Source organism: Alteribacillus persepolensis, from assembly GCF_900099605.1.
Classification (GTDB): domain Bacteria; phylum Bacillota; class Bacilli; order Bacillales; family Marinococcaceae; genus Alteribacillus; species Alteribacillus persepolensis.
In genome coordinates this window covers 56,543-82,682 of sequence record NZ_FNDK01000001.1, presented here as the reverse complement: position 1 = coordinate 82,682, position 26,140 = coordinate 56,543, and the positions used below count along the sequence as shown (strand labels likewise).

The 26,140-nt window shown below is 40.7% G+C and carries 26 protein-coding genes; 8 read left to right on the top strand and 18 right to left on the bottom strand.

The annotated features are described in order from the left end of the window. Positions 1 to 5: 5 nt before the first annotated feature. Positions 6 to 389, bottom strand: coding sequence for a YlbD family protein (locus BLT18_RS00390; RefSeq protein ID WP_091270199.1), 384 nt, complete (start codon positions 387 to 389; stop codon positions 6 to 8). A gap of 150 nt (positions 390 to 539) precedes the next feature. Here BLT18_RS00390 and BLT18_RS00385 point away from each other — a divergent pair, with 150 nt between their 5' ends. Beyond that, on the top strand, positions 540 to 1,052 hold the full coding sequence (locus tag BLT18_RS00385; protein WP_175487314.1) for a PaaI family thioesterase: 513 nt from the start codon (positions 540 to 542) through the stop codon (positions 1,050 to 1,052). Between the two features lie 46 nt (positions 1,053 to 1,098). Here BLT18_RS00385 and BLT18_RS00380 read toward each other — a convergent pair whose 3' ends face one another. Then, entirely contained in the window at positions 1,099 to 1,527 is a 429-nt protein-coding gene (locus tag BLT18_RS00380) for a CBS domain-containing protein (protein ID WP_091271102.1), read from the bottom strand. Between the two features lie 166 nt (positions 1,528 to 1,693). On the opposite strand from BLT18_RS00380, the gene BLT18_RS00375 reads away from it, so the two are divergent. Beyond that, positions 1,694 to 2,053, top strand: coding sequence for a YugN family protein (locus BLT18_RS00375; RefSeq protein ID WP_091270197.1), 360 nt, complete (start codon positions 1,694 to 1,696; stop codon positions 2,051 to 2,053). Between the two features lie 209 nt (positions 2,054 to 2,262). Further along, positions 2,263 to 3,327: a sporulation integral membrane protein YtvI gene (gene ytvI / locus BLT18_RS00370; protein ID WP_091270196.1), complete on the top strand. Its 1,065-nt coding sequence runs from the start codon at positions 2,263 to 2,265 to the stop codon at positions 3,325 to 3,327. A 604-nt stretch (positions 3,328 to 3,931) separates the two neighbouring features. Here ytvI and BLT18_RS00365 read toward each other — a convergent pair. The 6 genes from BLT18_RS00365 to cyoE form a co-directional block, all read right to left on the bottom strand. After that, a complete protein-coding gene (locus BLT18_RS00365) occupies positions 3,932 to 4,483 on the bottom strand; it encodes a DUF420 domain-containing protein (RefSeq protein WP_091271101.1) in 552 nt (183 codons plus the stop codon). Between the two features lie 157 nt (positions 4,484 to 4,640). Then, positions 4,641 to 4,985 (bottom strand): cytochrome C oxidase subunit IV family protein, encoded by a 345-nt coding sequence (locus tag BLT18_RS00360; RefSeq protein WP_091270195.1) that lies wholly within the window; start codon positions 4,983 to 4,985, stop codon positions 4,641 to 4,643. Between the two features lie 2 nt (positions 4,986 to 4,987). Beyond that, the gene (locus BLT18_RS00355; protein ID WP_091270194.1) at positions 4,988 to 5,608 is read right to left on the bottom strand and encodes a cytochrome (ubi)quinol oxidase subunit III; all 621 of its coding nucleotides are present in this window, start codon (positions 5,606 to 5,608) and stop codon (positions 4,988 to 4,990) included. A gap of 1 nt (position 5,609) precedes the next feature. Continuing rightward, positions 5,610 to 7,481 (bottom strand): cytochrome c oxidase subunit I, encoded by a 1,872-nt coding sequence (ctaD, locus tag BLT18_RS00350; protein ID WP_091270193.1) that lies wholly within the window; start codon positions 7,479 to 7,481, stop codon positions 5,610 to 5,612. 24 nt (positions 7,482 to 7,505) lie between these two features. Then, positions 7,506 to 8,582: a cytochrome c oxidase subunit II gene (coxB, locus tag BLT18_RS00345; RefSeq protein WP_091270192.1), complete on the bottom strand. Its 1,077-nt coding sequence runs from the start codon at positions 8,580 to 8,582 to the stop codon at positions 7,506 to 7,508. Between the two features lie 154 nt (positions 8,583 to 8,736). Then, positions 8,737 to 9,669: a heme o synthase gene (gene cyoE / locus BLT18_RS00340; protein ID WP_091270191.1), complete on the bottom strand. Its 933-nt coding sequence runs from the start codon at positions 9,667 to 9,669 to the stop codon at positions 8,737 to 8,739. Between the two features lie 359 nt (positions 9,670 to 10,028). Between cyoE and BLT18_RS00335 the strand changes: the two genes are divergently transcribed. Next, positions 10,029 to 10,940 (top strand): COX15/CtaA family protein, encoded by a 912-nt coding sequence (locus BLT18_RS00335; RefSeq protein ID WP_091270190.1) that lies wholly within the window; start codon positions 10,029 to 10,031, stop codon positions 10,938 to 10,940. Between the two features lie 390 nt (positions 10,941 to 11,330). On the opposite strand, the gene BLT18_RS00330 is transcribed toward BLT18_RS00335, so the two are convergent. The 4 genes from BLT18_RS00330 to glsA form a co-directional block, all read right to left on the bottom strand. Then, positions 11,331 to 12,497: a GNAT family N-acetyltransferase gene (locus BLT18_RS00330; RefSeq protein WP_091270189.1), complete on the bottom strand. Its 1,167-nt coding sequence runs from the start codon at positions 12,495 to 12,497 to the stop codon at positions 11,331 to 11,333. A 148-nt stretch (positions 12,498 to 12,645) separates the two neighbouring features. After that, complete coding sequence (gene pyc, locus BLT18_RS00325) at positions 12,646 to 16,095, bottom strand: pyruvate carboxylase (RefSeq protein WP_091270188.1); 3,450 nt, start codon at positions 16,093 to 16,095, stop codon at positions 12,646 to 12,648. Between the two features lie 297 nt (positions 16,096 to 16,392). Then, entirely contained in the window at positions 16,393 to 16,674 is a 282-nt protein-coding gene (locus tag BLT18_RS00320) for a YlaN family protein (RefSeq protein ID WP_091270187.1), read from the bottom strand. Between the two features lie 71 nt (positions 16,675 to 16,745). Beyond that, the gene (glsA, locus tag BLT18_RS00315) at positions 16,746 to 17,669 is read right to left on the bottom strand and encodes a glutaminase A (protein WP_091270186.1); all 924 of its coding nucleotides are present in this window, start codon (positions 17,667 to 17,669) and stop codon (positions 16,746 to 16,748) included. 136 nt (positions 17,670 to 17,805) lie between these two features. Between glsA and BLT18_RS00310 the strand changes: the two genes are divergently transcribed. After that, entirely contained in the window at positions 17,806 to 18,318 is a 513-nt protein-coding gene (locus BLT18_RS00310; protein WP_322787532.1) for a peptidyl-prolyl cis-trans isomerase, read from the top strand. Positions 18,319 to 18,782: 464 nt separating this feature from the next. On the opposite strand, the gene BLT18_RS00305 is transcribed toward BLT18_RS00310, so the two are convergent. Then, positions 18,783 to 20,111 (bottom strand): PhoH family protein, encoded by a 1,329-nt coding sequence (locus tag BLT18_RS00305; protein ID WP_091270185.1) that lies wholly within the window; start codon positions 20,109 to 20,111, stop codon positions 18,783 to 18,785. A 208-nt stretch (positions 20,112 to 20,319) separates the two neighbouring features. Then, on the bottom strand, positions 20,320 to 20,784 hold the full coding sequence (locus BLT18_RS00300) for a pyridoxamine 5'-phosphate oxidase family protein (protein ID WP_091270184.1): 465 nt from the start codon (positions 20,782 to 20,784) through the stop codon (positions 20,320 to 20,322). A gap of 209 nt (positions 20,785 to 20,993) precedes the next feature. Between BLT18_RS00300 and BLT18_RS00295 the strand changes: the two genes are divergently transcribed. Continuing rightward, positions 20,994 to 21,191: a YlaI family protein gene (locus BLT18_RS00295; RefSeq protein WP_091270183.1), complete on the top strand. Its 198-nt coding sequence runs from the start codon at positions 20,994 to 20,996 to the stop codon at positions 21,189 to 21,191. A gap of 48 nt (positions 21,192 to 21,239) precedes the next feature. Here BLT18_RS00295 and BLT18_RS00290 read toward each other — a convergent pair whose 3' ends face one another. Together BLT18_RS00290 and typA are read right to left on the bottom strand one after the other, a co-directional pair. After that, on the bottom strand, positions 21,240 to 21,593 hold the full coding sequence (locus BLT18_RS00290; protein WP_091270182.1) for a YlaH-like family protein: 354 nt from the start codon (positions 21,591 to 21,593) through the stop codon (positions 21,240 to 21,242). Between the two features lie 22 nt (positions 21,594 to 21,615). Further along, on the bottom strand, positions 21,616 to 23,454 hold the full coding sequence (typA, locus tag BLT18_RS00285; RefSeq protein ID WP_139184690.1) for a translational GTPase TypA: 1,839 nt from the start codon (positions 23,452 to 23,454) through the stop codon (positions 21,616 to 21,618). Between the two features lie 153 nt (positions 23,455 to 23,607). Here typA and BLT18_RS18055 point away from each other — a divergent pair, with 153 nt between their 5' ends. Continuing rightward, positions 23,608 to 23,784, top strand: a complete 177-nt coding sequence (locus BLT18_RS18055) for a DUF5325 family protein (RefSeq protein ID WP_175487313.1) — start codon at positions 23,608 to 23,610, stop codon at positions 23,782 to 23,784. Positions 23,785 to 23,837: 53 nt separating this feature from the next. Here BLT18_RS18055 and BLT18_RS00280 read toward each other — a convergent pair whose 3' ends face one another. After that, a complete protein-coding gene (locus BLT18_RS00280; RefSeq protein ID WP_091270180.1) occupies positions 23,838 to 24,647 on the bottom strand; it encodes an inositol monophosphatase family protein in 810 nt (269 codons plus the stop codon). 378 nt (positions 24,648 to 25,025) lie between these two features. Beyond that, a complete protein-coding gene (locus BLT18_RS00275) occupies positions 25,026 to 25,214 on the bottom strand; it encodes a hypothetical protein (protein ID WP_091271097.1) in 189 nt (62 codons plus the stop codon). Positions 25,215 to 25,475: 261 nt separating this feature from the next. Here BLT18_RS00275 and BLT18_RS00270 point away from each other — a divergent pair, with 261 nt between their 5' ends. After that, on the top strand, positions 25,476 to 26,105 hold the full coding sequence (locus BLT18_RS00270; protein WP_091270179.1) for a YktB family protein: 630 nt from the start codon (positions 25,476 to 25,478) through the stop codon (positions 26,103 to 26,105). Positions 26,106 to 26,140: the final 35 nt, after the last annotated feature.

Genomic DNA, 26,140 nt, shown 5'->3' with positions numbered 1-26,140 from the left:
AATCGTTAAAATCCTCTGAATGAAAACGGATCTTGCGGCGGCTTAGGAGGTCCGGAAGACTTTTGAAAATGCTGCAGCATTCTTTGCACATTTCCCATCACACCACTGAACTGAGCAATATGCTGTTGTAATTCATTTACGTTAATCTGCCCAATCATTTTCATTAACTGTTGAAGAGAATCAGCTGATTGCGGATTATCGTTTTTCTTGTCTTCTTCTGTTACACGATAAGGTTTCCACTCCTCATGTTCTTCTCCCAATATCACCCAATCTTGATACAATTGATTCCATGTACGTTTTTCCTCTCTTACTTCCTTAATCAACCGAGGATGACGATAAAGAAAGGTACGAAACTCTTGAAGCGATGGCGGCAGAGAGTCTTGACTCATCTCTTTCACACCTCCAGCTAAACCTATTTACTGTTATCATACGCACATGCCCTGTTTTGGTTCGCCCAGTTTCCTTGCTTTTAAACGCTCAGGAATTCCGTTACAATGTTACTGATCAGCTATTATGTTTATAAGAAAGGAATATCGGCTATGGCAAACGAAGAGTTACAACAGCGCTATCATGCTTTTTTAGAAGAAGCAACCGAGGAAGAACGGAACATATTAGAAGAAACCATTCTCAGTTTAGAGGGAAAACGGCAAGGAAAATATCTTTCTTACATGGACAGCTGGTTGCAAGCAGCAAGATCATGGAAAGATGAAGAGACATATGAAATTACCGTTCGTCTACATAAGGGGATGGACAATCCGATGTCGATGGTACACGGCGGTGTGACAGCGACGGTTTTAGATACAACCATGGGAGAGGTAGCCAATGCTGCCACCCCTGAAGGTTTTTTTACCGTCACATTAGAACTAAAAATTAATTATTTAAAACCTGGAAATGGAGATTCCATGCGCTGTGAAGGAAAAATGATTTCAAAAAGCAGACGTACCGTCACAACGGAAGGACGAGTCTATAATGAAAAAGACGAAATAATAGCCTATGGTTCTGCTACTTTCTACGTTATCCCTGTAACAGATAATAAACTACCTACATCATAGTCGTGCAAAAGGAGCTGTCCTTTTTAAAAGGGACAGCTCATTCACTCTAATGATGTACTTCAGGACGTTCTGAAATTTCGCTAAGCGCAAATGATGCTTCCGCATCTGTTTGTTTGTCTACCGCCAAATCACCGAGAGATGCAATTCCTACGAGCCGTTGATTTTCCACAATGGGCAGGCGGCGAATTTGTTTTTCCGCCATCATTTTTGCCGCTTGGTGAATATCCATATCAGGTTCAGCGGTAATAATTTGTGAACTCATGACTTCAGAAACCGGAGTAGATTCCGGTTTTTGTTCAGCAATACAACGAACAACGATGTCACGGTCTGTGATCATTCCCATTAAATTATCTTCTTGTGTAACTGGGATAGCTCCTACGTGATATTGTTTCATTTTCATCGCTGCATCAGAAATTGTTTCATCTGGTCTGCACGTTTCCACATCAGTTGTCATGACATTTTGAATTGAACTCACTTTTATCATCAGCCTCCTAAGAAAGATTCGCTTCTTACTATTTCCTCTTTTTCACTTCGTTATGCTTTTCGATAGTAAAAATGCATGGATAGCCTGCACTTGCATAGTTTAAATGCACGGACTATGATAAAATAAACTGTGTATTATATTCAGGAGGGAAATATTTATGAAAATTGAAGATTTTGACTTTCACGGCAAAGAATTTCAATTTGGAAGCTTAGCTTACATTATGGAAAAAAACGGTTTTATTCATGAAGGACAATGGGATTACGAACGCGTAACATTTGACTACAAAATGCTTGATAAGACAGATGATGCGACGTATTTCCTGCGTTTTCAAGCTGTTGCAGCCGAAGGTGAAATCCCAAAAGAAGATGCAAAAGTACAATTAATGACACCATTTTTAGGCAGACACTACTATCCACATGGAGTCGAATACGATGAGGATTTTCCAGATAAAATCGTAACAAAATGCAAAAATAAGATAGAAACCGTTTACAATGAATTGGTAGAAGCCAACAAATAAGCAGTGCGAGCTGCTCTGTTACATATACCTTTCTATAAACCGGATGAATACCTGTATTCACCGGTTTTTCTCTTTCATGGTCTAAGACATATACAGCGAATGTTTTTGCTGTTCATTCGATTTTTTTCATATTATAATGAAATTATCGCTCAAAGTATGTTGTGTGTATCTAAATATAGAATTCGGTACTAGTTGAAAGGAGACTGGACGTGTCTTCCATATTGAACAAAAAAATACTACTGCGCATTATTGCGATTGTTCTCATTCTTGTTGCTGCATACTACATACTGCCGGTTTCTGGCCCTATCATTCTCGCCCTTTTGACGGCACTGTTTTTATCACCCGCTGTGCGTTTTGTGATGGACAAAACTCGTGTGAAACGAAGTATTGCTGTCACTCTTGTTTTCACACTCTTTTTATGTATCCTTGGTGTGAGCGGCTACATTCTTATTACGCAAGTTGTAACCCAAGTGGTCTATCTTGCTGAAAATCTGCCAGCTTATATCAGTGATTTAAATCGAACTTGGCTGAACCTTCAGTATAAAATTGAGGCAGCTTATGAGGAATGGGATTTACCGCCTGAAGTTATTCATGAAATTAACAATCAAATTACTGAAATGTTAACCAATTTGCGTGATCAAATATCAAGTGGTGATTTGATTAATGAAATCACCGGAATGGTGACCGCTATTCCTAGTTACCTTGTTTCTTTTCTTGTTTATTTGATTGCTTTATTTTTGTTTTTAATCGAATTGCCACGCCTTAAAAAGCAAATGTATGGATTTATGAAAGAAGATACAGCAGAGAAATTTAAATTTATGACATCTCGACTGTCTTACGTTATATTAGGATTTTTTAAAGCTCAGTTTTTAGTTAGTATCATTATTTTTATTGTGACAATTATTGGTTTGTATATCTTCACTCCTGATGTTGCCATCATTATGTCCATCATTATTTGGCTTATCGATTTTATACCGATTATCGGCTCCATTGCTGTGCTGGCACCGTGGTCCCTTTATTATTTCATTTCCGGGAACTTGGTAACCGGTACGCAACTGCTCATCTTAGCAGCAGTGCTTTTAATTATCCGCCGGACGGTTGAGCCAAAAGTGATGGGACACCATATCGGGCTGTCCCCATTAGCTACATTAATTTCGTTATATATCGGACTGACTCTATTTGGGATTATCGGGTTTATTATCGGGCCGCTTGCAGTGATTGCATTTACATCAGCTAAAGAAGCCGGTATTATTAAGCTGAATTTTAAAGTCTAAAAAGAGGCTGGGACAACATCCAGTAAATGAAAAGGGGGCTGTATCAAAAGGTCATGAAAAATGACCGTTTGACAGCCCTTTTTTCGGTTCTATAAGGTTTGTTGTTTGGATGAACGTAGATCTTTCTCGTATGAATGACTCTTCAGGTTCACTTGCCGCGGGCAGGCGCTTTTTCTGGACCATGAAAACGCCAAACTTTTAATACGTTCTTACCTTACCCAAAAGCCGTGGTCATCGTCTCTCTGGATGGCGCCCATGGCTTTTCCGTTTAGAGGCTTTTGATACAGACCCTTTCTGCGTCAAAGGGTGGATGGTACAAAAATACATTATGTTGGTGAGAGACAAAGACAGAGTGAAAAAAATGAAATGGGACACGCCCTCATATCGGTGAATGTGAAAAAGTACACCGCCAGACAAAAGATAAATCTGGGTATCATCAAAAAACGCTTCCGACTATCGTTTTTGATAATCGGAAGCGTTTTTTTACTCTTTAGAGACCGCTATGTCTCACCCTCTTTTTGCTGCCATTCATTGTCTTAACTTTTCTCCGATCTGCTTACCGCATACAATGCTTTCACTTCGTCGGAATTGTCATGTTGCTTTTTTAGTAATAAGGAGAAATCATAATATATACAAGTACTCCTGTAATACTAACGTACAGCCATAATGGCATCGTCCAACGGGCTATTTTCCTATGTTTAGTGATTTGAAATTTAATACCTCGCAGAAAAGATAAAACAGCCAGCGGAACAATGACAATTGCTAAAATAATATGCGTAATTAAAATAAAGTAATACACCCCTGCCAGCCAGCCGCTGCCGCCATACGTCGTTGACTCCGCCAGGCCGTGATACGTAACATACGTAATCAAAAATAACCCCGTCGACGTAAATGCTGCATAAATAAAACGACGGTGCATCGTTACGTTTTTCCTTAAAATGAAAAACAGTGCCCCTAGTAAGAAGACTGTTGTGAAACTGTTAAATATCGCGTTCATCATCGGTAAAATCGTTAAATCAAATCCAACGTCTCCATCTCCAAATCCATCCATAAAAAACAGCACGGTGACCAAACCGTTAACCACAATCGTAAGAATCACAGCAATCCATACATTCGTTTTATCATTGGCCTGTTGATTCTCTTCATAATGGCGCATTTCGTTTTCATTACTCATCCGACCAACAACCTCCTATCTTGCCTAACCTATCTCTATTATACACGATACAAATATCTTCACTTGGATGAACGTATAACAATCAAGTGAACAGAAAAACTGCTTCAGGTATATACCTGAAGCAGTTTTTCTTAAAACATTAATATTTTGTAACCCCTAAGAGCAGGATTAATGCAATCAGTGCCGGAGTGGATAACACCACACCCGAAATAATGAATGCATTCGGCCAGCCGTGATCTTTGTCTTTAAGATGCATAAAGTAGTACATTTGCAAGAAAAACTGAATGACCGCCAGCAGTAAAATAAACGGAATAGCAAAGCCTACTTCAATCATTTCTGTTGCAACGGCAACGAACGCAAGAATCGTTAAGAAAATCATGAAAGCAAATGATGTGACTTGTATTCTTCGTTCTTTATTAATTTTCATGATTTCTTCTTCTGACATCGAACTTTTCGGAAATGGTTTCGATAAATCATCTGCCATTTTTATGCACCTCCAATTCCCAATAGATAAACAACGGTAAAGATAAAGACCCAGATTACGTCAATAAAGTGCCAATACAAACTAGCTACATAAAACTTTGGCGCATTTGTTAACGTAATACCTGAACGACTGTAACGAATAATAAGTGTAGTAATCCAGCAAAGTCCAAATAACACGTGCGCTCCGTGCAAGCCGACTAACGTATAGAATGAAGAGGCAAACGCACTAGTAGTATACCCGAGGCCATGATGAACGTATTCGACGAACTCATATATCTCAAAGCCAAGAAACGCTGCCCCGAGCAGAACAGTCACGATCATTAAAACAAGCATGCTTTTGTGATTGTTCTTTTTCATGGAAAACATTGCTAATACACTTGTTAAAGAACTCGTCAACAATAGCATCGTCATGATGAAGACGAGCGGCAGGGAAAATAATTCTTCTGCCGTTGGTCCACCAGCTGTCCCTTCTCTCAGCCCTAAAAATGTACCGAAAAAGGTAGCAAACATGATGGTTTCCCCGCCTAGGAAGACCCAAAAGCCTAAAAATTTATTTTTCCCTTCTAATGTCGCTTTTTCCGGATGGGAGGGGAGGCCTTTTGAGAAATCTACTGAACTAGACATATCAGCTTACCTCCTTTTCTATTTTCTTCACTTGCTCTACCGGAATGTGATAACCGTGATCTTCTTTGATGGAACGTATAAACATGGAACCAAACGTTAATACAAATCCGACACCAATTACGACGGCTGGAGGGATAATTGGGTTTTCCATATTTATCATCACCATGCCAAATCCCCAAGTAAACAAGCCAAGACCAATAATAAACGGCAGAATGGATCCATTTGGCATATGGATATCTTCCATTGGTTCAGCTGGTTTAATGGTGCCGTCACCATGCATTTTCTCATAGAACAACGGATCTAAAGAACGTACTTGCGGTGTTTGTGCAAAGTTATATTCAGGAATAGGCGTTGGTGTTGCCCACTCAAGTGTGCGCGCATCCCATGGGTCGTTAACGGTAATACGTTCTGCTTTGAACGCAGAATAAACAACGTTAATAAGAAGAACAAGAATACCAGCACCCATAACAAACGAGCCGATACTTGAAATTAAGTTCATTGTTTCCATGCCCTGGCCTTCTAAATACGTATACACACGACGCGGCATACCAATTAAACCAAGGATATGCTGAATAAAGAACGTCATGTGGAAGCCAATATAAAACAGCCAGAACATGAGCATACCAAGTTTTTCATTGAGCTTGTGGCCAAACATTTTTGGATACCAGTAATACAGACCTGCAAGCAAGCCTAAAACAATACCACCGATTATAATGTAGTGAAAGTGAGCGACAACAAAGTATGTGTCGTGATATAAGTAATCAACTGGTGTCATGGCAAGCATAACCCCTGTGACCCCACCTAAAACAAATGTAGGAACAAACGAGGATGCACAGAGCATGGCCGTATTAAACGTAATCTTACCGCCCCACATCGTAAAGAGCCAGTTAAAAATCTTGATACCGGTAGGTACTGCAATCCCCATCGTAGCAATCGCAAAGACGGAGTTAGTAATCGGTCCTAATCCAACGGTAAACATATGGTGAACCCAAACCATAAAACCTAAAAACGCAATAACAAGTGTGGCAAATACCATGGCTGTATATCCAAACAAGCGCTTTCTTGAAAACGCCGGTACAACTTCTGAAATAATGCCAAATGCTGGAAGAACCAATATATATACTTCCGGGTGACCGAAGATCCAGAAAATGTGCTGCCATAAAACAGCGTTACCACCCATATCTGGAATAAAGAATTGTCCGCCGAATAAACGGTCAAGCATTAACAAAGCAAGCCCTGCAGCAAGCGGTGTAAATGCAAATACAATAAGAATGGATATGACCAGGCCGGTCCAGCAGAACAATGGCATTCTCATCATTGTCATGCCAGGTGCCCGCATATTAATAATCGTTACGATAAAGTTAATACCCGATACTAATGTACCGATACCGGACACCTGCAGACCGAGGACATAAAAGTCTAAGCCAAGGTCAGCATACTCTCCGCTTGAGAGCGGTACGTAAGCTGTCCAGCCGGCATCCGGACCTCCTCCGAAAAACCAACTAACACTTAACAGCAGTCCGCCGAAAAAGAAAATCCAAAAACCAAGAGCATTTACAAACGGAAATGCTACGTCGCGTGCCCCAATTTGTAGCGGGATCACAAAGTTCATAAATGCAAATATTAATGGTGTAGCTGCTAAAAACAGCATAATCGTACCATGCATCGTAATTAACTCGTTAAATGTCTGACCAGTTAAAAAGTCGTTTTCAGCTGTCATCAACTGAATTCTCATAAATACTGCCATGAGACCTGCTTTAATAAAGAACAGTCCGCCTGCCACTAAATAAAGAATGGCAAGTTTCTTATGGTCAACCGTTGTCAACCAGTCCCACAACACGCTTTTATCTTTCGTAGCTGCAGCAGTAGACACGTGGTTTACCTCCTTTTTTACTTTTTATTCTCCATCTTCCACGCTGAGAGTTTTCAAATACTCAATAATAGCATCCATCTCTTCATCGCTCATATTTGGATATGCTTGCATATTATTTCCTTGCTTAAACGATTGTGGATCACGAATCCACTCTTCTAAGTTTTCATCTGTAAAGTCAATAACCCCTGCAATCTTCTCGCGATCAGCAAAGTTGGTGAGTGTCGGTCCTTGAGCAGAACCTTGCCCTTCAACAGCATGACAGCCAATACAGCCTTGGTCTTCAAATACTTGACGGCCTTCTGATGCGACTGTATTCTCTTCTGGCAATTCTTCTTCTTGAGACATGTTTTCTACCCATGCATCATATTCATCACGCTCAAGCGCTACTACTTTAAAGTCCATCAGCGCGTGCGAAGGACCGCACAATTCCGCACATTTTCCTTTATATACGCCTGGCTCATCAGCTTGTAACCACATTTGGTTCTCTACTCCTGGAATAGTGTCAATTTTTCCGCCTAGAGCCGGTACCCAAAAGGAGTGAATAACATCATTACTCGTTAAGTTAAACCAAACCTTTTCACCGACTGGGATGTACACTTCATTACCAGCAGTAAAGCCTTGTGGATAATCAAATTGCCACCAGTACTGATGCCCTGTGACATCAATGACGACTGCCCCTTCTTCGGCCGCTTCTGCAGCTGCTTCTTCTGCTTCTTCTTCACCGCTGGACCCAGCAGCTTCTGGTGGTTCTTCTGCAAAGTAATATGTACCTGCAACTGTTGGTACAGCAAGAATGATTAACAAAATAATCGGAATGATTGTCCACGTTAATTCTAATGCCTTGCTTCCTTCCACCTGTTTTGGAATTTCATCATCGCCGGGCTTTCTTCTAAATTTCACCACAGCAATAAAGTATAAAACAAAAACAACAATGATAACTAAAGCCATGACATACAAACTCAATATCATGTTGTCTAAAATCCATTGAGCTTGTGGGCCATAAGGATCAAGTGCTGTTAACCTCTCTTCACCGCAACCAGCTAATAAAAAAAGTATTGCGGTTAAAGGAAGGAAACGCAATAAACCTTTGCGTCCTTTCATAAAGCCATCCAACCTCTCTTTCGTCTGTAGTAGTTTCAAAATTTATCTTGTATTTATAGTCATTCTCCGACGCCGCTTTTTTTATGAAAACATTATATTCACAGGACATACACCAATAACGGGTTTGTCCTGTGAACACGGCCTTTCTATCAGGTTAAAAATGGACAATGACCATAAGTACAAACAGTATGGTTAGGTAATTAATGGAATAAACAAACATGATACGGGCCCATTTTATTTCATCTTTCATCTTAAATCCTGCAACCCCTAATGCTAACCAGCCAATCCCCAAAATAGCCGCAGCAATAGTATACACGAGCCCGAAAGGATATAACAGCAATGTCATTGGAACCAATGCTGCTACATAGACGACAATTTGCCGTTTTGTCATAGCAAATCCGGCTACAACTGGAAGCATCGGTACACCTGCGGCCCGATATTCCTCCGAACGCTTCATGGCTAATGCCAAGAAGTGCGGCGGCTGCCAAATAAACATAATAGAAAACAACAGCCAAGCATATAGATGAAGGCTCGGATCAACAGCTGCCCAGCCAATTAATGGCGGAACCGCTCCAGCAAAACTGCCGACAACCGTATTTAACGTAGAAACCCTTTTCAACCACATTGTGTAAACCAAAACATATATGACAAGGCCGATTACACCAATTACTGCGGCGGTCATGTTCACTGCGGCAAGCAGCAATACCCCGACTGCAGACTGGATAATCCCCGCTGTCAACACATTAGTTGGTTTGACTGTACCGGAGACTGTTGGCCTGTCTTTCGTTCGTTCCATTAATGGGTCAATATCGCGATCAATATAATTGTTAAGCGTACATCCGCCTGCCATTACTAAACCTGCGCCAATTAAGGTTAAAATGGCAATATGCAGATTATCTAGCAGCGGAAAACCTGTATATACAGAAGCTAAGAAAAGTCCGGCAAACGTCGTTATTAAATTCGACGTTACGATACCCATCTTAGCAAGCGTCACATAGTCTTTCCAGCTCTTCCCCCCAGAAACTGCTTCCGTCTCTTCTCTTTCTATTACTTTGGAAGATTCAATGGCCGTATTTGTTTTACTCAACCTTTACACCCCCTTCAAAACTCACGATTACGTACAATCTCCATCATTGTTTCATTGCATTTAACAAATTCATCCAACAAATTTCTTGGTTTTTCATCAATAAAAAGATTGTACCATATAACCGTGTTCAGAGAGAAACACCTTTCGTTGCTCTCTTTATAATCATACTACAGATATTATAGCTTAAAATCATCCTTGTTTCATTAGTTTCGCAAGTTTCACACTTTCTTCACATTTTCACTTTTCCATAGAAAGTTCACTCTTCTAAAATTGACTTTTTTCATCATTTTTCATTACGATAAACATGAGAAATTGAACTAGATAACAGCCGTCTTGAACAAAGACGGGGAGGTGAGAAAATGAATAACAAAGGCCTGAAAATATTCGGTATTATTACATCTATTGGCATGCTTATTGTCCTGTTACAAGGGGCACTCGTTACAAAAACAGGCTCTGCAGAAGGGTGCGGTGCTACCTGGCCGTTGTGTTTTGGAGAATTAATACCGGAATCTCCTGCAAAAGAAACAATCATTGAATACACGCATAGAATTTGGTCCGGTTTAATGGGATTATTTGTCATCATTTTAGCTATTTGGTCTTGGAAAAAGCTATCACACCTTCGTGAAACAGCATTTATGGCCCTGATGGCTGTATTGTTTATCATCTTCCAAGGTTTAATGGGAGCTGGTGCCGTTATTTGGGGAAACTCAGATATTGTCCTAGCCCTTCATTTTGGCATTTCTACGATATCTTTTGCTTCGGTTGTCTTGCTGACAGTCTTAGCTTTTGAAAATGACCGCAAACATGTCCCGTCTCCTGCTGTATCAAAAGGGTATCGCAACTACCTCTTTTTTGTGCTCGTTTATTGTTATGCGGTTATCTATACAGGAGCATATGTCAAACATACTGATGCCACCTATGTGTGCGGCGGATTTCCGTTATGTAACAATGAATGGATACCAAGTGTATCCGGGGCTTTGGGATTTGAAATCGGGGTGCACTTTGCTCACCGGGTATTTGCCAGTTTACTGGTCATCTTTTTAATTATTTTATTCGTTTGGACACTAAAACAATTTCGTTTTCACAAAATCCTTGTATGGGCAAGCATTCTTTCATTACTATTAGTTCTTATCCAAGTCATTGCTGGTGTGTCTATTTTATATGCAGACACATATCTCACACCTGCTCTCTTTCACGCGCTTACAGTGACAATATTGTTCACTATTTTAGGTTATATGGGCATGATTATTACGAGGAAAAAAGCATCTTAAAACAGCTGATAAAGTGTCCAGCAGGCAGTTATAAAGAGACTGGGACAAAAACACAGGAACTACAGAATAATCCGAACTGATTTATTACAATCAGTTCGGATTATTTGTTTTTCCATAGTAATTTCTATCATTGCTCCGTCAACAGACTTCGCTTTCCGCGGGCACGGCCTCTGCTAACTTGGTATAGAAAAGCCCATGACTAAGTGGACCGTCGGCTTGTGCTTCAACTTACAGGACGTGCTAGTGCCGGCGTTGGCCGCACGGTGCGGCTGGTCTTAGCCCGCATCCCGTAGGAAGCTTCCGCATGTTGGTAACGCTTCGTCTATACTTTCGTATCTTGTTGTTCGGCTTTTGAGTAACCTGTTTTACTTTTGACTCAGTCTTTTTGTATTAAAAAAAATCATATATGAATGGAGCCGAAGACGTTACTGCTTGTTGAAACACCTCTGCCTCTTCTGCCTCTCCAGTAATTTGTCCTGTACGCTGTGCTTGTTCAGCTGATAAATAACCTAAAAACACTGCTGCTGCCGTTTTCACATCCATCGTTAGTGCTCGCTTGCTATTCTGGATAAACTCAACGTTATTTTGGCCTTTCCCTGCCGATATATGAAAGGTACCGCAATTCCATGAGCATTGATCATCATATATCGTTAATACAATGGATTGTCCTTCTTCAAGGGAGAAAGGATATTGCTCAAAAAACCGTTGCACATTGACAATCCGCGCCATAAAATAGCTTTTTCGTGATTCTTCTATTTTTGGATCCGGCAGGAGAAAGCGGCTCGGATCATCCACAGGAGGTTTTACTTCTAATTCATCTATCATCGAATCATGATTAGCAATAAATTTCCATATTTCTTCTCTTGTTATTTCATCTAAAGCAATGTACTCATGTACGGTCATTTTACGCGATGCCACACTATAGATGAGGTAACCTGTTTCTCTTCCTTGCTCATTTTGATAGATAACAATTTGTGCGTTGTTCGTTTTGCGATGAACATGGCGCCACCACCACTCATCTCTTACAACCATTCCGTTGTAGCTTGAAGCTGCTTCCTGATAAACAGCATTTAACACGTGCCAGTCATCAATACATGCGCGAGCAAAACTCCCCCGCATTATACCGCTTTTTTTTGGCAGCTGTGCATTGGTTAACTTCCACGAAATCGTATCCGCAAACAATTCCCATCCAAATTTCCGGTAAAACCCAATAGAAAATGGATATAAAAAAGACAGCGTGTATTCTTGTTTGTTCATCTCTTCTAATGAAACATCAATCAGTTCCCGTATAAGACCGTGTCTTCGTGCTTCCGGCCATGTCGCTACCCACGTAACACCACCCATTTTCATTTTTTCTCCGCCAACAAATACTTCAGACGGCAGCAGGTGTAATTTTGCTAAAAGTGTGTCTTTATCAGCTGCCACCCATGTATGAACGTTTTTCATCAATTGCTTGTGCTTTTCTCTTACTTTATCGTTTAGTTCATATTGAAAAGCAAATGCGTTAAGTTCTAAGCTTTGCTCGATTTCCGACTCTCTTAATGGACGAATCTCCATAATTACAAGGTCTCCTTTATATTGTTTTATTACGGTGAAAAGCGAGGAGAGAAACAGGTTTTTCTCCGTTGCCTTTTCCCGTGCATATACACAAAAGGCTGTCTAAAGGGGGAGAAAACCCTTTTGAGACAGCCCTTGTTCATTATAATTAGTTTTCGATTTCGATTAGCAAATCTCCGGATTCAATAGTGTCGCCATCTGTCACGTATACATCCTTGACTTCTCCATCAAATGGAGCCTGTACCGTTGTTTCCATTTTCATTGCTTCAGTAATCATGAGGTGATCGCCTTTTTTCACTTTTTCACCTTTTTCCACTAATTTTTTCACAACTGTACCTGGCATGGAGGCACCAATTTGGTTTGGATTTGTTTTATCCACTTTTGGACGGCTTGTTTCTGTTGTCTTGACGTTTTGGTCTTTAATAAGTACTTCACGCGGCTGACCATTTAACTCGAAGTACACAATCCGGTTGCCGTTATCCTGTGGTTTGGAAATCGAAATCAGCTTTACAATCAATGTTTTCCCTTGTTCGATTTCTACTTCGATTTCTTCTCCGAGACGCAGTCCATAGAAAAACGTTGGTGTATCAAGAACAGATACATCACCAAACTGTTGACGGAAGCGCTCAAAATCCATAAACACTTTTGGATAAAGTGCATAAGAAATCATATCATGACTTGTTACTTGGCGATCCAGTTTATGGTACAAATCCTCTTTAATTTCTTGGAAGTTCACCGGCTCTAAATCTTCACCTGGACGATGTTCAATTGCTTCTCTTCCTTTAAGAATAATTTGCTGCAGTTCTTTTGGAAATCCTTGATACGGCTGTCCAAGATATCCTTGGAAAAATTCAACGACAGAGTCCGGGAAGTCAAGGTTTTCCCCATTTTCATAGATGTCATCTTCTGTTAAATTATTTTGCACCATATATAGAGCCATATCTCCGACTACTTTAGAAGATGGCGTTACTTTTACAACATCACCGAACATATCATTCACACGGCGGTACATTTTTTTCACTTCATTCCAGCGTCCTTTTAAGCCGACTGCTTTTGCTTGCTGCTGCAAGTTGCTGTACTGACCGCCAGGCATTTCATGTTCATATACTTCGGTATGCGGAGCATTCATGCCGCTTTCAAAGCCTTTATAAAACTTACGAGTGTAATCCCAATACTCACTTAATTCTTCTAATGCTTTCACATCAATGTTTGGTTGTCTGTCTGTGCCTTTTAAAGCGTAGTATAGACTATTTGCACTTGGCTGTGATGTCAACCCTGCCATTGAGCTTGCCGCTACATCGACAATATCCACACCTGCTTCAACAGCTTTGGCATATGTCATAATGCCATTGCCGCTTGTATCATGCGTATGCAAGTGGATTGGAATATCAATGGACCCTTTCAATTCAGAAATCAACTGATAAGCAGCTTCCGGCTTAAGCAGCCCGGCCATGTCTTTAATTCCTAAAATGTGCGCACCTTCATCTTCTAATTGCTTAGCTACATTTTTATAATACGTTAAATCATACTTATCTCGGCTGGAATCTAAAATATCACCGGTATAGCACATGGCAGCTTCAGCAATTTTATCTTGTTCTCTTACTTCATGAATTGCAAGCTTCATGCCCTCTATCCAGTTGAGTGAATCGAAAATCCGGAAGACATCAATACCCGCATTAGCTGATTTTTCAACAAACTCTTTAATAACATTGTCCGGGTAGTTTTTATAGCCTACCGCATTAGAAGCGCGCAGCAGCATTTGGAAAAGCACATTTGGCATTTTTTCTCTTAACAGCAGGAGACGCTCCCAAGGATCTTCATGCAAAAATCTCATGGATACATCAAACGTTGCTCCGCCCCACATTTCAGAAGAAAACAAATTCGGAAGAAGTCTTGCAGTTGGTTCCGCAATTTTCTTTAAGTCATTAGTACGAATACGTGTTGCCAGCAGGGACTGGTGAGCATCACGGAATGTTGTATCAGTTAACAGCACTTCTTGCTGGTTTTTCACCCATTCTGCTAAACCTTCCGGACCTTTCTCATCAAGTATTTGCTTTGTTCCCTTTGGAAACGGCTCACTTTGTTTAACTTTTGGAATATCCGGCTGTTCAAACACCGGTTTCTTTTCTTGTTCTAAACCTGGATAGCCATTAACAATGGTCTCCCCAATAAACGTTAGCATTTTTGTACCACGGTCTTTTCGTTTCGGAAAGACAAACAGCTCAGGTGTGGAATCGATAAAGGAAGTATCGTATTCACCGCTTAAGAACTGCTCATGCTGTACAACGTTTTCCAAAAATGCAATGTTTGTTTTAATACCGCGAATTCTAAATTCTCTTAAGTTCCGAAGCATTTTTGCAGCTGCTCCTTCAAATGTAAGCGACCACGTAGAAACTTTCACGAGCAATGAGTCATAGTGCGGAGTAATGACAGCCCCTTGAAAGCCGTTTCCAGCATCAAGACGCACACCAAAACCGCCGCTTGAACGGTACGCCATAATCTTTCCGGTGTCCGGGAAGAAATTGTTTGCTGGATCCTCTGTTGTTACACGTGACTGTATCGCATATCCATTTGTTGTAATTTTATCCTGAGTTGGAATGCCAATTTCTGGTCCGTGTAACGATTTTCCTGCAGCAATAAACAACTGTGTTTGAACGATGTCAACTCCAGTTACCATTTCTGTAATTGTATGCTCGACTTGTACACGAGGATTTACTTCAATGAAATAAAACTCTCCGTCTGGGTTCACAAGAAATTCAACCGTACCAGCATTGATATACTCAATGTTCTGAGCAAGCTTAAGTGCTGCCTGGCAAATCTCTTCGCGCAGCTCTTCACTAAGTGCCACAGTTGGTGCAATTTCTACCACTTTTTGATGGCGGCGCTGTACGGAGCAATCTCTATCATACAAGTGAACAATGTTACCTTCTTTATCACCTAACACCTGCACTTCAATATGTTTTGGATTCTCAATAAACTTTTCTACGTATACTTCATCACTTCCAAATGAAGATTTTGCCTCAGAGCGTGCACGGTCATATGCTTCTTCTAACGCCTCTTTGCTGCGGACAATACGCATTCCGCGACCACCGCCCCCTAAGGCCGCTTTAATAATAAACGGAAAGCCGTGCTGGTCGGCAAACTCTTTTACGTCATTTAAGCTTGATACCGGTCCATCACTTCCTGGAATGACCGGAAGCCCTGCTTTAATTGCGGTTTCTCTTGCCCGCACTTTATCACCAAACATGTGAAGATGCTCCGTTCCTGGTCCAATAAAAATAATCCCTTCTTCTTCACAACGTTTGGCAAATTCAAGATTTTCCGATAAAAAGCCATAACCCGGATGAATCGCATCAATCCCATTGCTTTTTGCAACTTCAATGATACTTTCAATATCTAAATACGCATCAATGGGCTTTTTTCCTTCACCGATTAAGTATGCCTCATCCGCTTTATAACGGTGAAACGCACTAGAATCTTCTTTTGAATAGACTGCAACCGTGCGAATATGTAATTCCGTACACGCTCTAAATATGCGGATTGCGATTTCACCGCGGTTTGCTACTAACACTTTTTGAATATTACCTATGCCATTCATAAAATTCCTCCTTGGTATCATTCTCTCCACTCAGTCAAATATCCATATCCAGCTATTTCTTTACTTTTGACTGACAATTCTAAATATGATTTTTATCATAACATGTATTTTTCACATGTCAAAAAAATAAATGCGTTATAAACAATAAAAAGCTGTATGATACGCCTGTATTCACAACTCTGTTCACGATTTCTTCAAAATAGTGCGTCATCATCCAGCATACTGCTCAAAATGTCATATTTTCCCCTTCATAAAAAAACCAAGCTACCCTTTACAAAAAGAATAGCCTGGTTTTTATTATTTCCCTACCGTAGCCTCATGAAAAGCTGCCAATTTTCTTTCGAGCTCAGACAATATATGTTTGCCGGTTTCTTCATCAATTAGATTCAATCGAATGGCAAAGTCTATTTCACGAGATAGGCCAAACATTTGTGTGTCTAACACCTCTTCATAAAGAGGGCATTGCGGCATCGTTAAATTATCCATTTGTACTTCAATCAACTTGCGGATCTTTTCTGCGTCGGCCTTCAAGAGAGCGTATGCTTTCTCGCTATGTTCCGTTAACGCCTTTACGCTCAAGGTGATCCCTCCTACTCATTAACTCCCTGTTCCTATCTTATCCGTTATATAGAAAAAATGCAAGGTGACACTTATGAAAAAATACTTAATGTATATGTTTGAGACACTTCCTCTAGAACTTTAATTCCCGCAGCGCTGTTACCGTATTCATTTAAAGGCGGACTGATAATACCAAAACCGATGCCATTTGGATGTGCTCCCAGCAATGCACCAGATACGCCGCTTTTTGCAGGAATCCCCACCCTTATCGCAAATTCACCGGATGCGTTATACATCCCGCATGTTACCATAAATGTTTTGATGATTGCAGCAATGCGCGGGGGAATGAGTTGCCTGCCGCTTACAGGATCTTTTCCATTTCCGCCAATTACACTGCCAATACGAGCCAGTTCTTTGCAGTTGACTTGAATGGAACACTGTTTGATATATACGTCCAAAAGCTCATCTATATGACCATGAATCACGTTATGGCTTTTCATAAAATAACTTAATGCTTTGTTTAAATCTGAGTGCTCCCATTCCGACTGTGCTGTTTTTTCACAAATCGAAATCTTGTTATTGTCTGCCAGTTCCCGCACAAAATCCAGCAAACGCCGCTTTTTCTCTTCCGGACTGCCGGCAATTAAACTTGTAACTGCAATAGCCCCTGCATTAATCATGGGATTCAGCGGTTTGGAAGGCTCTTCTTCTTCTAATGCTTGTATCGTATTAAACGGATCCCCCGTCGGTTCCATGCCTACTTTTTTGAAAACAACTTCCTCTCCTTTATCCATAAGTGCTAACGCCAAGCTTATTACTTTCGAAGCACTTTGAAGCGTGAAACGATGATCCGCATCTCCGGCTGCTACGATTTCGTTGTCTTTTCTTATGACGATTCCAAACAAGTTTTCATCCATTTCATGAAGCGCTGGAATATAATCAGGAATATTTCCGTTTTCAGCATAAGGTTTGGCTTTTTCCATGAGGGCCTGTAATTCTTGCTGTGCAATAAACATCCGTCATCCCACCTCACGTACATGTCATTACCTCGACACACATTTTCCCATTATTGTAAACGTCTTTTCTACAACTCATACAAAGGAGCAGATATGTTAAGATAGGAAAGGATGCGGCAAAAAAGGAGGACTCAACATGATGGATTTTATCGTAATGATACATGGCAATGTTAATCATACTATTACTCTTGACCCGACGGTTTGGATTTTTGATGACAGGAAAATTGACTTGACTGTATGGACTGGGGAAGAAAACCGCAAACATGAGGAAATGGAAGAATACAAAAAGGCAATTTCGAAACAGTGGGATAAAGAACTGACAGAAGGCGCTCAAATTCCAAAGCGCAATCAAACAAACCGCATACGCAGCAAAAAGGAAGAATTAATTAACGGTACATTTGGTATTCCATTTCAATCGTTTTTAGAAAACGCCAAACCACACGAAAACGCGTCAAAAGTCGTGGTTGAAACGGCTGGTGAAAATCACACAGATCATATTGTCAGCTTGGATGATGCTTACCGATTTGTTGTTGGCTTTGCTCAAGACGGAAAACCATTAGAAGAAACCGGGCCGATTCATATATATTTTGGCGACGGCAGTAATAAAGAAAACCCTATCACGCATGTAACAGGATTGAGAATTGTCTAAAGTACATAGTGCAATAAAGACAAACAGAGTTGTCCACAAAAAGACAACTCTGTTTGTCTTTAGGTTCTATCGAGTTTGCTGTAGTGATAAGAATCCCCCTTTCTGATTGGATGGCTCTTTGGGCCCGCTTGAAGCGGGAAGCGCCTCATCTGATTATCGTTACTCAGGTAACAGAAGATAACAGACAAAGAGCACATCATACATGACCTCCATCATTGGTATGAGAATCTGTCTTTACGCTTAAGCATTGTATTAGAGCTTTTAACTGCCTTAGACAAATGAGAGACAATGCCACCAAGCGTTATCGTAAACGAAAAAAGTAAATGCCCGCGCCCCAACATAAAAAGAAAGCAAAGACTTTCGGGATCATATACCAGCTGTTATTCAAAAACAAAAAGCCTGCTGTAGTCCTTTGTCACAACAGGCTTTTTTTAAGTTGTTTTATTAATTCCTGTCACAAAAGCTTATAATAGATCTGCCGCTAACTGTGCCAATCCTGACCTTTCTCCTTTTTCAAGCTTCACATGGCCGCTGATTGCCTGGTCTTTAAACACTTCCACTACATAAGCAAGACCATTATTTAACTCGTCAAGATAAGGATGGTCAATTTGTGCAGGATCACCCATAAAAACAATCTTACTGCCTTCCCCTACCCGAGTTAAAATCGTTTTCACCTCGTGTTTTGTTAAGTTTTGTGCCTCGTCAATGATAATAAATTGATCTGGAATACTTCTGCCTCTTATATACGTTAATGCCTCTACCTGAATGGATCCCATGCCAGCTAGAATTTGGTCGAGCTCACCTGGTTTTTTTGTGTTAAATAGATATTCTAAATTATCAAATACCGGCTGCATCCAAGGTCTGAGTTTTTCTTCTTTTTCCCCTGGTAAATACCCTATGTCTTTCCCCATAGGCACCACTGGTCTTGCCACTAGCAGTTTATTATACTTACCCATATCCTCAGTTTGTAATAAACCGGCAGCAAGTGACAGAAGGGTTTTTCCGGTACCGGCTTTTCCTGTTAACGTCACAAGGGGAATGTCTTCACGTAATAATAGCTCTAGCGCCATTTTTTGCTCAACATTTCTCGGACTAATCCCCCAAACATGTTCTAATTCCTTTGCAAAAGGCTTGACCCACTTTCCTGTTTCATCCACTTTAGCCACCGCAGAAGCCGGGGTGCCCAATGCATCTTTTAACACGATAAATTGATGGGGATACATTCGCTCCTTTCCTAATGTACGAACCGGCAGCATGTTTTTTTCATAAAACTCATTTAATACTTCTTTTGCTACCTCTTGATAAATCTTCCCTTTATATATATTATCGTATTGCGTCACTCGATCGCTTAAAAAGTCTTCTGCCGCGATGCCCAGTGCGTCTGCTTTTACTCGTACAAGGGCATCTTTTGATACAATAATCACTCTTTTCGAGGGATCTGCTGTTCCTAACTCTTTTTGTAAATTCATCGCTACCGCTAAAATTCGATTATCATTGGTCACCTCGATAAACGTTTCTTTTAAATATTGCAGCGACCGGTGATTAAGCTCTACTCTAATTTTCCCCCCGTTATCTAACGAAATCCCTTCATGGAGTTTCCCTTGTCCTCTTAAGCGATCAAGCATCCGCGAAAAATGTCGTGCATTTCTTCCAATTTCATCCATATATCTTTTTTTGGTATCAATTTCTTCTAATACGACTGCTGGTATAACCACCTCATTATCTTCAAATTGAAACATGGCCTGTGGATCCTGTAAAAATACGTTTGTATCTATCACATATACCTTTTTCAATATATTTCCTCCCCACTGGATAATAAACCTCTTTTCCCTTTTTCAGGGGACTCAAAAAGAGTTGCTTCGGAGGATGCAAGAAAAATGGTGCTTATTCTTACTTATGCTGAAACTTGGACAAAGTTGACAGCAAAACGGAGATATCTTGAAGAAATCTTAAAAAATCTTTCTATATACAAGCTCTATGAATAATAAAAAGGACCTACCATCATCCCGACGAAGCCCTTTTCAATTCATCCATCACTTGCGTATCTAATTTCCTCGCTGCTTCTAAATCATATATTTTTTCAAAAGCAGGCGCCGAAACCATTTTTGCTCCGTAAAACATCACATCGCGCACCTCTTCTATAACACATTTCACTAAAGCGAGTTTGATTGGAATGTTGGGCATCTCTTCCTTTTCAACAGCTGCTCTGCCACGAATAGCGTAGGTAGAGCCATTGGCAATAAAAGAAATAACAACACCGTCGTTTACTTTCAGATTGCGAACAATGCGTGAGCGGCTGTCAGCCGAAAAAAAGATGGTATGTGCATCTTTTGCATACACCCACGAAATAGCATGCACATCAGGTGTACCCGTTTCTTCTCTTACTGTTGCAACGGAGACAAATGTTTCGCGGCGCAGTAATCTTAATAAATCACTGGATAGAGATGGTTCCACTGTGTTTGCCATGTCCAAACCTCCTGTCTTCCAGGTTAGAAAAAACAAAATAAGAAATACTTCTTATTACTTATCATACTACGACAATGTGCCGGTTAATTCCTTTTCTTCTTATAAAATCCGTTGTTACAAACAAGTGTATATTCGCCTTGGCTTCTATCATGTTATACTAGACAGGAGTTGAGGCATTTGGCCGTTGAATTAATTGGAGAGTGAGATGAATGAAAGTTAAATGCGTATTATGTGATGGCATTCATGACCTTGATGATAAAAATCCATTAGCAAAAAAGCTGCGCAACCGGCCGATTCATACTTACATGTGCGATGCATGTCATGATCGAATAGCAGCAAGAACGAATGAAAGATGGAAAAATGGATTTGTTCCTTACCGCGATCCAAAAAAGAATGATGATTGGTAAAGATTGACATGAAAAACAGCCGCCTGTGCGCACAGGCGGCTGTTTTTTTCACGTTATGCTCTCTTGTTCTTGCTCTTTTTTATGGTTCCTTAAACGAAGCCTGTATATTCCTAGAACGATAGCCGCAGCGACAAGCGATTCTACAACAGCCATTCCAATTGCAAAAATCGTAAGCGGCAGCGCACCGATAAACAGAGCGGCATAAACAATAACATTTTTTAAAAGTGGAAGTTTACGAGCAAATCCCAAGTTAAATACGATAATCGACATGACCACGACAGCAGCGTACAACAGCCAAAAGCCGGCCACTGGATACTCATGCACGTTCAACAGGCCCGCTGTAAAGCTCAGCTGTTCTTTTGTCACTTCTACGTTATTGATATTTGGCGCGGCTGTTATCATTTTTTTCACCCCGATGCTGCTCTTATGATTTATTGGCTAATTTTTTCTTTTTCTCTTCTCTTTCTCGTGTGCTTTTATCGAGAATTTTTTTGCGTAGTCGTATAGATTCTGGTGTTACCTCGCAATACTCATCATCATTTAAAAATTCGAGCGCTTCTTCTAGCGTTAAAAGGCGCGGCCGTTTCATCGTCACCGTCGTTTCTTTTGTCGCAGACCGAACATTAGTCTGCTGCTTTGCTTTTGTAATATTGACTGTCAGGTCATTATCCCGAGTATGCTCTCCTACAATCATGCCTGCATATATTTCTGTACCAGGCTCAACAAACAAAGTTCCACGGTCTTCGACTTGCATCATTCCGTAAGGAGTTGCTTTCCCATTTTCCATCGAAACTAATACACCTTGCCGGCGTCCGCCAACCTGGCCGGTGTGGGCGGGCTGGTAGCCGTCAAACGAGTGATTTAAAATCCCATATCCTTTTGTTTGTGCCATAAACTCTGTCGTATATCCAATAAGCCCCCGAGAAGGAACGAGAAAATCCATACGGACTTGTCCGTCTCCTTTATTAACCATATCAAGCATTTCGCCTTTTCTTGCACCAAGAGACTCCATGACGTTGCCGGTATACTCTTCAGGTACATCGACTTGGGCACGCTCTACAGGTTCTGATAAAACACCGTCCACTTCTTTAACGATGACTTCCGGTTTTGATACTTGCAGTTCGTACCCTTCTCGACGCATATTTTCAATTAAAATCGATAGATGCAATTCGCCGCGTCCTGATACAGTCCAAACATCCGGTGAATCAGTTTGCTCCACGCGCAAGCTCACATCGGTCTCAAGCTGAGTCATCAACCGCTCTTCTAATTTTCGGCTCGTAACATAGTCCCCTTCACGTCCAGCAAACGGACTGTTATTGACAAGGAACGTCATCTGTAATGTTGGTTCATCAATACGAAGCGGCGGCAGCGGATCATGATGGTCAGAAGGACAAATCGTCTCCCCGACATTGATGTCTTCCACCCCTGCAATTGCAATCAAATCTCCTGCATATGCCTCGTCAATTTCCATTCGCTTTAATCCCATAAAGCCAAATAACTTTGTTACCCGGAAGTTTTTCTGTGTGCCATCTCTTTTAATCAGCGTAGCTTGATCACCTGTTCGAATCGTACCGCGAAATACTCGCCCTACTCCAATTCTGCCTAAATAGTCGTTATAGTCGAGCATGGTTACTTGAAATTGAAATGGTTCTTCCCGGTTATCTGCCGGAGCCGGAACATTTTTTTCAATCATTTTAAATAAAACTTCCATGTTTTCATCTTGTTTGTCTGGATTCTCACTTGCCGTTCCATTAATAGCAGAAGCGTAGGCGACTGGGAAGTCAAGCTGATCTTCATCAGCACCTAATTCAATAAATAAATCCAGTACCTCATCCACTACTTCTTCCGGCCGTGCCATATCGCGATCAATTTTATTTAAAACCACAAGCGGGGTCAGCTTTTGTTCTAATGCTTTCTTCAGCACAAAACGAGTTTGCGGCATGCAGCCTTCATACGCATCAACCACTAATAAAACACCGTCTACCATCTTTAATATTCGCTCTACTTCCCCGCCAAAATCGGCATGGCCTGGTGTATCCATAATGTTAATACGTGTATCCCCATATCGTACTGCTGTGTTTTTCGCTAAAATGGTGATACCGCGTTCTCTTTCAATGTCATTGTTATCCATCGCACGTTCATCGACTTGCTCATGCTCCCGAAACGTCCCGGACTGTTTCAACAACTCGTCCACTAATGTTGTTTTTCCATGGTCGACGTGAGCAATGATTGCGATATTTCTTAAATCGTTTCGAACTTTCATTATAACTATATCGCTCCTATCTATTCGTTACACTATTTCAACTTTACTAGTGTATCACATTTTTCCGTATTACACAGATAACATAGCCTAACTTTTCAATTTGTTTGTTTCATTGTACACTAATAGTATGGATTAAAGATGGTAGGTGAAACAATGAACTGGATGAAAGTTTGTTTTTTATGTTTAGCTGTTTTCGCAACGCTTTGTGTAGCTTCACTCGGTGTAGCAGTTGCTGAGAGATCTATTCTGCTTGCTGTATTATGCTTTGCGGGATTGTACGGCACCTTTGCTGCCTCGAAAAAGCTGCGTGCCAAGTTACAAACTCATTAACGGAAACACATGCATATTAGCAGAAAATATGCATGTGTTTTTAGTGTTGTACACTATTTCAGAAAACCTTCATGGTTATATACATAAGACAACAGTTCTTTATGAAGGCCTGGCCGTGCCGCTAAAATTCTGCTGCGGCGGATAAAAGACGGGCGCTGACCTTGAAAATCCGTCACATCCACCCCTACTTCATTTAATAAAACGAGCCCCGCAGCATAGTCCCAGGGAGATAAATGAAAGCTGATATAACTATCGAGGCGTCCACATGCCACATAAGCCAGCTCGATAGCAGCGGAACCATAAGAGCGGACACTTCGTGATCTTCTCACCATTGTATGTAAAGATTGTTCTCCACTTCTTTTCTCTCGTGCAAGCCACCTGCCGTTCATGCCAATCACTGCTTCAGGCAGAGTTGTCTCTGTGACTGGCGGCAGTTTTTGTCCATTCAAATAGGCTCCTTCGCCTAATACAGCGGTAAACCATTCGCCTTGCATCACGTTATAGACGATGCCGATTTGCCCGACCCCATCTTTGATAACCCCTACCGAAATAGCAAAATTGAATTTTTGGTGTACGAAATTAGTTGTCCCATCAATCGGATCAATAATCCAAACAATTCCATCAGTCGATTGAATATCTTTACCTGCTTCTTCTTCTCCTAAGACATGATGAGAAGGATATGTACGCAAAATTTGTTCCGTTAAATAGCGCTCCACTTTATAATCCATTTCTGTTACCAGGTCATTTGGATTTGATTTTGTTTCTACCGCAATGACGTCATGCAAACTTTCTTTTAACATAGCTCCTGCATGCATCATCCATTCCACAGCCAATTCCTTCATCTGAGCCCAATTTTCACTCATCCAACCACTCCTATTCTACGTAAACATTATCACACATTATTGACGCTGTTCATACATTTTCATTGGAGTTTTCTACCATAATGCCATGAAAAAGCTCGGTTCATCACTCTGTATAGAAGAAGCGCAACCAGCGCAAAAGGGCTTCTGCTACACACTGTTTAGAATGCAAGGTTTTAACTGCAACCGTCAACATAATTTTTATTATATTGTACAAAAATACAGGCAATACGCTTATATCCATAAAAGGGCGCAAGTTCCCTGAAAAAAGGAAGATTGGTGGATATTCAGGAACTGCTACTGCGATTCTAAGGCATAAAAAAGACTAGCAGAAGCAGAACTTCTTACCAGTCTCTTATTTTTGGATCTATCGTCATTGTATTATGCTTCTAAGCGGATGAATTCTTGACGCAGTTTTTCAAGACGCGCTTTTGTCTGCTTCATTGCTTCTGCATCTTGAGCAAGCATCGCATCATGCAAACTAACGAGTTCATAGTCAATTTCGATTCGTAAAACGGATATTCTCTTTTCTGCGTCTTTTCGTTTAAAGGTTTGCATCACTTGTCCCATGGCCGCCACACCCCTTTGTGATTTCAATGTACCCACGACAAGCGGACAGTCGGCATTTTCTTGTTGACGAAATATTCTGATTTTATGTTTCTGATAGTATACCATATGATTTTTATTTTTCAAACGCTACTTTTTCCTATGCAATTTAGGCGGACAAGAAGAACTAAATTTTACGTTTATGATGCATTTGTATTGATTTTATTTTTGTGAAAAGGATATGATGGAACATAAACATGATTTGGATGGAGAGGAGAATGTGACATGTCTTTTTCCGGCTTTCAGCCTCACGACTTTGACACATTTTACATTGATGGTCTAGATGAACGCATGCAAGCGATACAAAAACGTATCCAGCCAAAATTCAAGGAAATTGGCACCTTTTTGGCCGAAGAGCTTTCTATGGAGCTTGGGGAAGAAATGTATTTACATATCGCAAAGCATGCCAGAAGAACCAAAAATCCGCCTAACGATACATGGCTGGCAATCGCAGACAATAAACGAGGTTACAAAAAATATCCTCACTTTCAAGTAGGCTTATTCGATGATCACGTCTTTATATGGCTTGCTCACATTTATGAAATGCCAAACAAACAACAGGCGGCTGCTGCTTTACTAGATCACATCGGAGACATATCCAGCTTGCCTTCTGCCTACGTTATTTCATTAGACCACACAAAAAAAGACGCTTTCTCTGTCGAAGATGAAAGGAAATTAAGAGAAGGACTCATCCGTTTCCGTGACGTCCAAAAAGGCGAATTTTTAATCGGAAAGCATATTAAAAAAGATAATCCGCTTTTACAAGATGGAGATGCATTTTTAAACGAAGCAAAACAAACTTTCGAAACGCTGCTTCCTTTTTACAGGCTGTCACGCGTAAACGAAATATCGTAACCTTTTTATTACAACTGCTGATATGATAACGATAA